The sequence below is a fragment of the Bradyrhizobium sp. CCBAU 11386 genome, from assembly GCF_028128955.1.
In the GTDB taxonomy this organism is placed as follows: Bacteria; Pseudomonadota; Alphaproteobacteria; order Rhizobiales; family Xanthobacteraceae; genus Bradyrhizobium.
The window spans coordinates 52,194-62,108 of sequence record NZ_LBKA01000222.1 but is presented as its reverse complement, the minus strand read 5'-3'; the positions used below and the strand labels follow the sequence as shown (position 1 = coordinate 62,108).

The 9,915-nt window shown below is 64.9% G+C and carries 10 protein-coding genes; 4 read left to right on the top strand and 6 right to left on the bottom strand.

Translation table 11 applies throughout. The features are described 5' to 3' along the window. Positions 1-154: 154 nt before the first annotated feature. The gene (gene phaR / locus XI09_RS19730; protein WP_271568313.1) at positions 155-751 is read right to left on the bottom strand and encodes a polyhydroxyalkanoate synthesis repressor PhaR; all 597 of its coding nucleotides are present in this window, start codon (positions 749-751) and stop codon (positions 155-157) included. A gap of 304 nt (positions 752-1,055) precedes the next feature. Here phaR and XI09_RS19725 point away from each other — a divergent pair, with 304 nt between their 5' ends. The 3 genes from XI09_RS19725 to yddG all read left to right on the top strand — a co-directional run bounded on the left by XI09_RS19725 (position 1,056) and on the right by yddG (position 4,217). Beyond that, complete coding sequence (locus XI09_RS19725; RefSeq protein ID WP_271568312.1) at positions 1,056-2,234, top strand: acetyl-CoA C-acetyltransferase; 1,179 nt, start codon at positions 1,056-1,058, stop codon at positions 2,232-2,234. A gap of 250 nt (positions 2,235-2,484) precedes the next feature. Next, the gene (gene phbB, locus XI09_RS19720; RefSeq protein ID WP_271568311.1) at positions 2,485-3,210 is read left to right on the top strand and encodes an acetoacetyl-CoA reductase; all 726 of its coding nucleotides are present in this window, start codon (positions 2,485-2,487) and stop codon (positions 3,208-3,210) included. Positions 3,211-3,347: 137 nt separating this feature from the next. Further along, the gene (gene yddG / locus XI09_RS19715) at positions 3,348-4,217 is read left to right on the top strand and encodes an aromatic amino acid exporter YddG (RefSeq protein WP_271568310.1); all 870 of its coding nucleotides are present in this window, start codon (positions 3,348-3,350) and stop codon (positions 4,215-4,217) included. A gap of 115 nt (positions 4,218-4,332) precedes the next feature. Here yddG and XI09_RS19710 read toward each other — a convergent pair whose 3' ends face one another. Together XI09_RS19710 and gloB are read right to left on the bottom strand one after the other, a co-directional pair. Continuing rightward, complete coding sequence (locus XI09_RS19710) at positions 4,333-4,755, bottom strand: cupin domain-containing protein (protein WP_011083055.1); 423 nt, start codon at positions 4,753-4,755, stop codon at positions 4,333-4,335. 36 nt (positions 4,756-4,791) lie between these two features. Beyond that, entirely contained in the window at positions 4,792-5,559 is a 768-nt protein-coding gene (gloB, locus tag XI09_RS19705; RefSeq protein WP_271568309.1) for a hydroxyacylglutathione hydrolase, read from the bottom strand. Between the two features lie 108 nt (positions 5,560-5,667). Here gloB and XI09_RS19700 point away from each other — a divergent pair, with 108 nt between their 5' ends. Next, the gene (locus tag XI09_RS19700; protein WP_011083053.1) at positions 5,668-6,408 is read left to right on the top strand and encodes a methyltransferase domain-containing protein; all 741 of its coding nucleotides are present in this window, start codon (positions 5,668-5,670) and stop codon (positions 6,406-6,408) included. 240 nt (positions 6,409-6,648) lie between these two features. On the opposite strand, the gene XI09_RS19695 is transcribed toward XI09_RS19700, so the two are convergent. From XI09_RS19695 to prfA, 3 genes are all read right to left on the bottom strand, one after another. After that, on the bottom strand, positions 6,649-7,434 hold the full coding sequence (locus tag XI09_RS19695) for a DUF4167 domain-containing protein (RefSeq protein WP_271568308.1): 786 nt from the start codon (positions 7,432-7,434) through the stop codon (positions 6,649-6,651). Between the two features lie 464 nt (positions 7,435-7,898). Next, entirely contained in the window at positions 7,899-8,792 is an 894-nt protein-coding gene (prmC, locus tag XI09_RS19690; RefSeq protein ID WP_271568307.1) for a peptide chain release factor N(5)-glutamine methyltransferase, read from the bottom strand. Further along, complete coding sequence (gene prfA, locus XI09_RS19685) at positions 8,789-9,874, bottom strand: peptide chain release factor 1 (protein ID WP_271568306.1); 1,086 nt, start codon at positions 9,872-9,874, stop codon at positions 8,789-8,791. Before prfA ends, prmC begins: the two co-directional genes overlap by 4 nt. Positions 9,875-9,915 lie beyond the last annotated feature (41 nt).

The following is a 9,915-nucleotide window of genomic DNA, read 5'->3' as shown; positions in this document are numbered from 1 at the left end:
GTGGTTTGGCGATGATTCGGGGTTACCTGCGTCGCGCCGCAGCTCCTCCCTGGGGGTATGGGTCCCGGCCTGCGCCGGGACGACAGCGCAGCAAGTGGCAGCATCGGAAGAAATAGCAGGCAGAGCGCTAGGTGCGCCGGCGCAAACGAAGAAGCTACTCTTCCTTCTTCGACATCCGCTCGAGGCGTTCCTGCATTTCCTTCATCTGCTGGCGCAGATCGTCGATGTTGGTGTCCTTGGCCGGCTCGGCGTTCGCATCGGGCTCAGGCTCTGGCGCAGCCGCCGGGCGGACCGCGCCAGGCGCGAACGGCTTGAACATCGAGAAAGTCTGCTGGAACAGCTCCATGTTGCGGCGGACCTGTTCCTCCAGGGGCGCAAAGGGCGTGCCGGACAGCGTGTTGGCGATCTGCTTGCGGAACTTCTCCTGCTCCTGGGTCAGCGTCGCGATCGACTGTTCCAGATATTTCGGTACCACCATCTGCATGCTGTCGCCGTAGAAGCGGATGAGCTGGCGCAGGAAGGTGGTCGGCAGCAGGTTCTGGCCGGCCTTGTTCTCCTGCTCGAAGATGATCTGGGCCAGCACGGAGCGGGTGATGTCGTCGCCAGTCTTGGCGTCATAGACCAGGAAGTCTTCGCCATCCTTGACCATGGCGGCGAGGTCTTCCAGCGTCACATAGGTGCTCGTTCCGGTGTTATAGAGCCGGCGGTTCGCGTATTTCTTGATGGTGGTGGGTTGGTCTGATTTCGCCATGGGCTCTCACTTGCAAGACGCTGAGAACGGGAACCCGGCGGGCAATGCCGCAGGGCGGGAAGAGTACGCAACGCAACAAAATAAGCATTTTCAAAGGGGTCACGCTACCGTTTTGTGCGCCACGGTTAATCGGGCAGCAAAAACGTGCTTGCGAAAGCGCCAAGAACGCTATTTTGAATGCGCTGCGGCATGAATTTGGCCACCGGCCGATTGACATGCCGCAATGACGTTAACAGGATGCCGTCCGAGACTGGCGAGCCGTTCCCCAGCCCCGTCTGCCCCCATTCAACCCCAGGAGATGCCCATGTCAGACGATGTCGTCATCGTCAGCGCCGCCCGCACCCCGGTCGGAAGCTTCAACGGAGCGTTTGCGACCCTTCCCGCCCACGATCTCGGCGCCATCGCCATCAAGGCCGCGCTGGAGCGCGGTGGCATCGAGCCCGGTCGGGTCTCCGAAGTCATCATGGGGCAGATCCTGACCGCCGCCCAGGGCCAGAACCCGGCCCGCCAGGCCTCGATCGCCGCCGGCATTCCGGTGGAGAGCCCGGCCTGGGGCGTCAACCAGCTTTGCGGCTCGGGCCTGCGCACGGTCGCGCTCGGCTACCAGGCGCTGCTCAACGGCGATTCCGAGATCGTGGTCGCCGGCGGCCAGGAATCGATGAGCATGGCCCCGCACGCCCAGTATCTGCGTGGCGGCGTGAAGATGGGCGCGCTCGAATTTGTCGACACCATGATCAAGGATGGTCTGTGGGATGCCTTCAACGGCTACCACATGGGCAACACCGCCGAGAACGTTGCGCGCCAGTGGCAGATCACCCGCGCCCAGCAGGACGAGTTCGCGGTCGCCTCGCAGCAGAAGGCCGAGGCCGCGCAGAAGGCCGGCAAGTTCAACGACGAGATCGTCCCCGTCACCATCAAGACCCGCAAGGGCGACGTGGTCGTCAGCGCCGACGAATATCCGCGTCATGGCGCAACGCTCGATGCGATGGCCAAGCTCCGTCCCGCCTTCGAGAAGGACGGCACGGTCACCGCGGGTTCGGCCTCGGGCATCAATGACGGCGCTGCCGCCGTGGTGCTGATGACCGCGAAGCAGGCTGCCAAGGAAGGCAAGAAGCCGCTCGCGCGCATCGTGTCCTGGGCTCAGGCCGGCGTCGATCCGAAGATCATGGGCTCGGGCCCGATCCCGGCCTCGCGCGCCGCGTTGAAGAAGGCCGGCTGGAACGTCGGCGACCTCGACCTGATCGAGGCCAACGAGGCCTTCGCGGCGCAGGCCTGCGCCGTCAACAAGGACCTCGGCTGGGACACCTCCAAGGTCAACGTCAACGGCGGCGCGATCGCGATCGGCCACCCGGTCGGCGCCTCCGGCGCGCGCGTGCTGGTGACGCTGCTGCACGAGATGCAGAAGCGCGATTCCAAGAAGGGCCTTGCCACGCTGTGCATCGGCGGCGGCATGGGTATCGCGATGTGTCTGGCGCGCGACTGAAGATAGCTGACGCGCAGCTTACGTGGATCTTGCGCGTGCGCTGCACACATACGTGAGTGCGTTGCACGCGACTAAAAAGGCAGCGATTGCAAATCAAATATTCTTCGCAGCCGCATCTGCCTCGACTAAAAAGAAACGCCCGGCTCACGCCGGGCGTTTTGTTCTTGATGTCCGTCAAACGTCCCGCATAATCCGCATCTAAAAACGATCACTCAGAAACGTCCGACGAGTCCAAGGGAAGGAATACGATATGGCACGTGTTGCATTGGTGACGGGTGGTACGCGGGGCATCGGAGCTGCGATCAGCAAGGCGCTGACGGCGGCTGGCTACAAGGTCGCGGCGAGCTATGCCGGCAACGATGCGGCGGCGGAGAAGTTCAAGGCCGAGACCGGCATCGCCGTCTACAAATGGGACGTCAGCAGTTTCGACGCCTGCGCCGAGGGCGTGAAGAAGGTCGAGGCCGAGGTCGGCCCGATCGACGTGCTCGTCAACAATGCCGGCATAACCAAGGACGGCGCCTTCCACAAGATGAGCCTCGAGCAATGGAACGCCGTGATCGGCACCAATCTCGGCTCGCTGTTCAACATGTCGCGCCAGGTGATCGAAGGCATGCGCGGGCGCAAGTTCGGCCGCATCATCAACATCTCCTCGATCAACGGCCAGAAGGGCCAGTTCGGCCAGGTGAACTATTCCGCGGCGAAGGCCGGCGAGATCGGCTTCACCAAGGCCTTGGCGCTGGAGAACGCCAAGGGCGGCGTCACCGTGAACGCGATCTGCCCCGGCTACATCAACACCGAAATGGTGCAGGCGGTGCCGAAGGACGTGCTGGAAAAGGCCATCCTGCCGCTGATCCCGATCGGCCGCCTTGGCGAGCCCGAGGAGATCGCGCGCGCGGTCGTGTTCCTCGCCGCCGACGAGGCCGGTGCCATCACCGGCTCGACGCTGACGGTCAACGGCGGCCAGTACATGGTGTGATGCGATCGCATCACGTTCCCTGCCGATATTAGTCGGTCGTCATGCCCGGGCTTGTCCCGGGCATCCACGTCTTTACAACGTTCCCCGAAGAACGTGGATGGCCGGGACAAGCTCAGCCATGACGAAAGTAGTGGCCGATGACTCCCCGCACAGCGACGCTGATCGGATTGACCGCGATCCTGATGTGGTCACTGCTGTCAGTGATGACGGTGGCGACCGGAAAGATCCCGGCGTTCCAGCTCGCCGCGATGACCTTCGCGATCGGCGGCCTCGTCGGCCTCCTGACCTGGATCGGCCGCGGCGAGGCGGCGAAAAGCCTGCGTCAGCCATTGGTCGTGTGGGTGGTCGGCGTCGGCGGCCTGTTCGGCTATCACGCGCTGTATTTCCTCGCGCTGCGCTTCGCGCCGCCGGCTGAAGCCGGTCTGCTCAACTATCTCTGGCCGCTGCTGATCGTGCTGTTCTCGTCGTTCCTGCCGGGCGAGCGGCTGGCCCTGCATCACATCGTCGGCGCCGTGCTCGGCCTCGTCGGCACCGTGCTGCTGTTCGCCGGCAACACTTCCGGCTTCGCGCCGGGGGCGGTGCCGGGATTGATCGCGGCCTTCATCGCCGCCTTCGTGTGGGCAACCTATTCGGTGCTGTCGCGCCGATTGAAGGCGGTGCCGACCGACGCGGTCGCGGGCTTCTGTCTCGCCACGGCGTTGCTCGCTGCGCTGATGCATGGCGTGCTCGAAACCACCGTGTGGCCGGAGACCGCGCTGCAATGGCTCTCGGTCGTCGCGCTCGGCATCGGCCCCGTCGGTGCTGCGTTCTACGCCTGGGACATCGGCATGAAGCGCGGCGACATCCGCGTGCTCGGCGCCGCATCCTATGCGACGCCGCTGCTTTCGACCGGCTTCCTTATCGCCGCGGGCTTCGCCAAGGCCAGTGCCAACATCGCCATCGCCGCGGTCCTGATCGCCGGCGGCGGCCTGATCGCGGCGAAGGACATGGTGCTCAGGAAGCGATGATTGTCATTCCGGGGCGCACGAAGTTCGAACCCGGAATCCATTTATCCGCGTCAATGGTGGCGAGATAGATCCCGGGTTCGCCGCTTGCGCGGCGCCCCGGAATGACGGTGTGGAGCTACGGCTCCCAGCCCTTCGGCGCGAGCTCGAATTTCGCGAACTCGAAAGCCGGCGCGACGGTGCAGCCGACCAGTGTCCATTCGCCGGTGGTCTCCGCCATCTGCCATGCATCGGCCGGCACGATGGCCTGCGGTCGTTCGCCGCTCACGAGATCCGTGCCGAGGCGGACCTCGTGCTGGGAGCAACCCTCATGCGCGATGCGCAGCATCAGCGGGCTTCCGGCATAGTAATGCCAGATCTCGACCGCATCGATCCGGTGCCAGTGCGAGCGTTCGCCGCGCGCGAGCAGGAAGTAGATGAGGGTCGAGCGCGAACGCCCGTTGGCGTCCGTGGTCTGGTCGCGAAACGTCTCGCGATAGTGCCCGCCTTCGGGATGCGGTCGGAGTTCAAGGCGCGCGATGATCTCGGCTGCGGTCGGCATCGATCCCCGTCAGGTTTGTTCTTCAGGATTAGTTCTTCAGGATTTGTTCTTGCGCTCGCGCAACTCGCCGAACACCGTGGCGGCATCCGCACCCTTCATGTGTAGCCTGGCTGCGACCGCGGGGTCATCGGCGCGCAGGAACACGTTTGCTCGCTTCTCGTCACCAAGCAGTGAGGGGATCGTGGGCTTGTTCTCGGCGCGGAGCCTGGCCACCTCCGCCGCGCGCGCCTGAAGCGCCGCATTGTCGGGATCGACGGTGAGCGCGAACTTGACGTTGGAGGCGGTGTATTCGTGGCCGCAATAGAGCTTGAAATCGTCGGGCAGGGCCCGCAGCTTCAACAGCGAATCCCACATCATCGGGTAGGTGCCCTCGAAGACGCGGCCGCAGCCGATCGAAAACAGCGTGTCGGCGGCGAACACCGTCTTCTCGGTGTCGAACACGTAGGAGATGTGGTCGAGCGTGTGGCCGGGCGTCTCCACGACGCGCGCCAGCAGGTTGCCGATCTTGACCACGTCGGCATTGGCCACGCGCAGGTCGACGTTGGCGATTTTCGTCGTCTTGTCGTGCGGCGCGACGACGCGGCAGTTATATTTCTGCTTGAGTTCGGCGACCCCGCCGACATGATCGCCGTGATGATGGGTGATCAGGATGTCGGTGAGCTGCCAGCCCTCGCGCTCCAGCGCCTTCAGGATGGGGCCGGCCTCCGGCGCGTCGATCGATGCCGTCGCCTTGGTTTCCACATCGTGGATCAGGTAACCGAAATTGTCGTTTAAACAGCTGAAAGTACGAATTTCGGCAGCCATGACGTCTCCTTCGCGCTCAGCCCCGGCAGACAAATATGGCGTTAAGGTTGCGCAGGCAATGCAATATTCAGCGCGCAGCGGCGGCCTTGCGCATGTTACATTGCCGTCATGAGCATCGACGTCGTCGACCTCCGCGAGTTCTATTCCCGTCGCCTCGGGATTGTGGCGCGGCAAATGATCAATCGCGGCATCAGGGAGCGCTGGCCGCGCGCCGAGGGCCAGCGCGTGCTCGGCATCGGCTATCCCACGCCCTATCTCGGGCTGTTCCGCGAGGACGCCGAGCGCTGCCTCGCCTTCATGCCGGCGGCCCAGGGCGTCCTGAAATGGCCTACGGGGCGGCCGGCGCTGGCCTCGCTGGTGGATGAATTCTCGCTGCCGCTTCCCGATTCCGCGGTCGACCGCATCCTGCTGGTCCACGCGCTGGAGATGTCGGACGATCCGGCTGCGCTGCTGCGCGAGGTGTGGCGCGTGCTGTCGCCGTCCGGCCGCGTCATCGCGGTGATCCCGAACCGGCGCGGCGTGTGGACGCGCAGCGACAATACGCCGTTCGGCCACGGCCGGCCCTATTCGCGCTCGCAGATCACGGATCTGTTGCGCCAGACCTGGTTCACGCCGACCGCCTGGGGCGAGGCGCTGTTCATGCCGCCCTATGCCGGCGGCTGGGTGCTGAAATCAGCGCAGATGTGGGAGCGCGCCGGGGCGGCGCTGTCGCTGCCGTTTGCCGGCGTGCACATCGTCGAGGCCACCAAGCAGGTCTATCGCGCGATCCCCGCCAAGCGCGAGCGGGCGCGGCTGATTCCGTCGTTGAAGCCGGTGCTGGTGCCATCCTCGACGGTGACGCGCAGCTAGCTTCACCTCTCCCCGACGGGGAGAGGTCGGATTGCAAAGCAATCCGGGTGAGGGGCCGCTGTGTCCGGTGAGACCGTAACCCCTCACCCGGATCGCCTCTATCGACGCGATCCGACCTCTCCCTACGGGAGAGGTGATCCGTGCCTGCGGCTCTCACCGATACGGCCAACGTACATCGCTAAAAAACAAATCGTCCCGGCGCGAGGCCGGGACGATGCAGATCAGAAAATCAGAAGAAGCTTACTCGCCGGGCGCCAGATCGTCGCTGGATGCGGCCGGAGCGGCTTCGCGCTCGGGGCGCGGGCCATGCGGCCGGCGCCGCCGGCGCGGAAAGCGCTCGCCGCCACCACCACCGCCCTCGAAGCCGCCCTGACCGCCAACATTCACTTGCGGCTGCGCGCCGGTGATGAAGGAGGGCAGGCGATCGACGCTGCCGGCATCGGCGATGACGGGCTGCGGCTGGTTCGGCGGCATTGGCTGCGGCTGATATTGCGGCGGCTGCGGACGATGGTCGCGTTCGCGGTGCTCGCGCGGCTGCTGGTTGTCGCGCTGGTACGACGGCTGGTTGTCGCGCTGCTGGTGATCACGCTGATGATGATCGCGCTGGCCGTCGCGGTCGCGCGTGAAGGGCTGCTGCTGCGGTTGCGGGACGAAACCCGGCTCCTGGCCGAAATTTGAGAAATTCTCGCCGTCGTCTTCGCCGTCGTCGCTATTGCTGCTGATGGGCTCGTCGCCGCGCGGCTGCTGGTTCTGGCGGAACTGCTCCTGGGCGGCCGCGATCAGGCGGAAATAATGCTCGGCGTGCTGGTAGTAGTTCTCGGCTGCAACGGGATCGCCCGAGGAGCGCGCGTCGCGCGCGAGCTGGAGATACTTTTCAGCGATATGCGAAGCCGTGCCGCGGATCTTGATATCGGGTCCGTTGGACTCGTAGACCCGGGTCATCGGGTTCTGGCCGCGCCGGTTGTTGTTATTGTTGTTGTTGTTGTTGCGGTTGCGCATCCGCTGCTTGTTCTGACCGTTTCTCATGTCCTGCCTTTAATTCCAGCCCTAAAGGTTGCACGCATTACTGATTGCTGAGAGTGACCTGATGACAGCGGTTCACATCGCTCGCGCGCATCGCACGCGAGAAGCGGCTTGAACCCTGCCAATGTTCGTCGACCGTCGCGTTCAACAAAGACGCGTTCCCCACCCGCCAGCATTCATCGCCAGCGAACCCATTCATTTTGCCTGCCAAAACAAGCCCTGGTTTCTTGCGTTAGTCTTCGCGCGCAATATCAGGCTTTCGTTCACTTTGCGGTCGGAAAGCTGCGCACCTCAATGGGCCATCGCGCTTAACAGGACCTGCGGCTTGGAACCTAAAATCAGTGAAGCTCTCGCTTCGAGAGCCCGGCTTTCGCCCGTAGGTGTACGGGGCCGACACCGATGTGTTGAGTAGAAGGTAGTCGTTCCCAAGGGATATTCCAAGTGGTTTTTACAGGCCAATCCGGCTTTTATGGGGGCATTTTTCGGGCCGAAACGGCCCGCGGGATACCCGCCAAATCGGCCTTGGCCGGCCTGTCCACCACCAACGCCGCAGCCGTCATCAGGGTTTCAATATTTCGGGCCTGGCCCTGTCCGGCCTCGACGATCAGCGCTCCGCCGGGAGCGAGACGCTCGGCCGCCTGCGGGATCAGGGCGCGGTAGGCGTCATATCCGTCATTGCCGCCGTCGAGCGCCAGATGCGGATCGTGCGCGCGCACCTCGATGCTCAATTTCGGAATTTCGGCGGAGGGGATATAGGGCGGATTCGACACGATGAGGTCGAACGGGCCATGAAGCGCCGCCAGATAGGAGCAGGCGACGAAGGCGGAGCGGTCGGCAAGGCCGAGGGCTGCGGCATTGCCCCTGGCGGTCTCGAGCGCGTTCAGGCTGAGATCGGTGCCGACGCCGAAGGCGCCGGGAATATCGTGCAACAGCGCCAGCAGGATCGCGCCGGATCCGGTGCCGATGTCGGCGATGCATGGCTGGTGGATTGCCTTCTGCTCGCGGAAAAGCTCGAGCGCACGCTCGACCACCGTTTCGGTGTCGGGGCGTGGGACCAGGGTTGCCTCCGACAGACGGAACGGCAGGCCCCAGAATTCGCGCGTGCCGAGGATGCGCGCCACCGGCTCGCCCGCGATCCGGCGTTGCGCATGCTGCGCGAGCCGCGAGGCCTCCGCTTCCGTGAGGAGCCGGGCGGCCTGCGCGATCAGGCCGGTGAGATCGAGGCCGAGCGCTGCACCAAGCAGGATCCGGGCGTCGAGCTCGGCCTCATCGAGCTGCGCCGATCGCAGCTGCGCCGCCAGTGCGCGCCGTGCGCTCTCGATCGATTGTCCGGTGAAGCGGTCGCTCACGCGGGGCGTCACGCCGCCGCGCCTTGCGCGGCGAGCTGTGCAGCCTGGTGCTCGGTGGTCAGTGCGTCGATCAATTCGCCCAGCGCTTCGCCCGCGATCACCTGCGGCAGCTTGTAAAGTGTCAGATTGATGCGGTGGTCGGTGACGCGCCCTTGCGGGAAGTTATAGGTGCGGATGCGTTCGCTGCGGTCGCCGGAGCCGACCTTTTCCTTGCGCTCGGCCGAGCGCGCCGCATCGACGCGTTGCCGCTCGGCGTCGTAGATGCGCGAGCGCAGGATGTTCATGGCCGAGGCGCGGTTCTTGTGCTGCGAGCGGCTGTCCTGCATCATCACCACGATGCCGGTCGGGATGTGGGTGATGCGGATCGCCGATTCGGTCTTGTTGACGTGCTGGCCGCCGGCGCCCTGCGCGCGCATGGTCTCGATGCGCAGATCGTCGTTCTTGATCTCGACGTCGACGTCCTCGACCTCGGGCAGCACCGCGACGGTGGCAGCCGAGGTGTGGATGCGCCCTTGCGTCTCGGTGTCGGGCACGCGCTGCACCCGGTGCACGCCGGACTCGAACTTCAACTTCGAGAACGCGCCGCGGCCCTGCACCTCCGCGATGATTTCCTTGTAGCCGCCGACAGTGCCTTCGCTCGCCGAAATCACCTCGACCTTCCAGCCCTGCAGGCTCGCGAAGCGCTCGTACATCCGGAACAGGTCGCCGGCGAACAGCGAGGCCTCGTCGCCGCCGGTGCCGGCGCGGATTTCCAGCACCACGTTGCGGTCGTCCATGGCGTCCTTGGGCAGCAGCGCGACGCGGATCCTCTGGACGAGATCCTCGATCTTTGGCGCCAGCTCGTCGCGCTCGGCTTCCGCCATGCCGCGCATCTCCGCATCCGTCGCGGGATCGGCGATCAGCGCCTCGGTGTCGGCGACCTCCTTGACCGCGGCACGATAGGCCTTGACCGCCTCGATCAGCGGCGTGATCTCGGCGAGCTCGCGCGTGATCTGCACGTAGCGCTCGGAGGCGAGCTGTCCGAGCGATTCGGCCTCGAGCGAAGCGTGATGCGCGAGCAGGACGTCCAGTTTGGCTTCGGGGAGTGACGACATCGGGTAAGTCTCAAATGGCGGAAGGCGGCGAGGCAGCGGGA

Bases quoted from the DNA above. Each gene is read 5' to 3' on its own strand.
- phaR (WP_271568313.1), bottom strand. From the start codon at position 751: ATGGCGAAATCAGACCAACCCACCACCATCAAGAAATACGCGAACCGC.
- XI09_RS19725 (WP_271568312.1), top strand. From the start codon at position 1,056: ATGTCAGACGATGTCGTCATCGTCAGCGCCGCCCGCACCCCGGTCGGA.
- phbB (WP_271568311.1), top strand. From the start codon at position 2,485: ATGGCACGTGTTGCATTGGTGACGGGTGGTACGCGGGGCATCGGAGCT.
- yddG (WP_271568310.1), top strand. From the start codon at position 3,348: ATGACTCCCCGCACAGCGACGCTGATCGGATTGACCGCGATCCTGATG.
- XI09_RS19710 (WP_011083055.1), bottom strand. From the start codon at position 4,755: ATGCCGACCGCAGCCGAGATCATCGCGCGCCTTGAACTCCGACCGCAT.
- gloB (WP_271568309.1), bottom strand. From the start codon at position 5,559: ATGGCTGCCGAAATTCGTACTTTCAGCTGTTTAAACGACAATTTCGGT.
- XI09_RS19700 (WP_011083053.1), top strand. From the start codon at position 5,668: ATGAGCATCGACGTCGTCGACCTCCGCGAGTTCTATTCCCGTCGCCTC.
- XI09_RS19695 (WP_271568308.1), bottom strand. From the start codon at position 7,434: ATGAGAAACGGTCAGAACAAGCAGCGGATGCGCAACCGCAACAACAAC.
- prfA (WP_271568306.1), bottom strand. From the start codon at position 9,874: ATGTCGTCACTCCCCGAAGCCAAACTGGACGTCCTGCTCGCGCATCAC.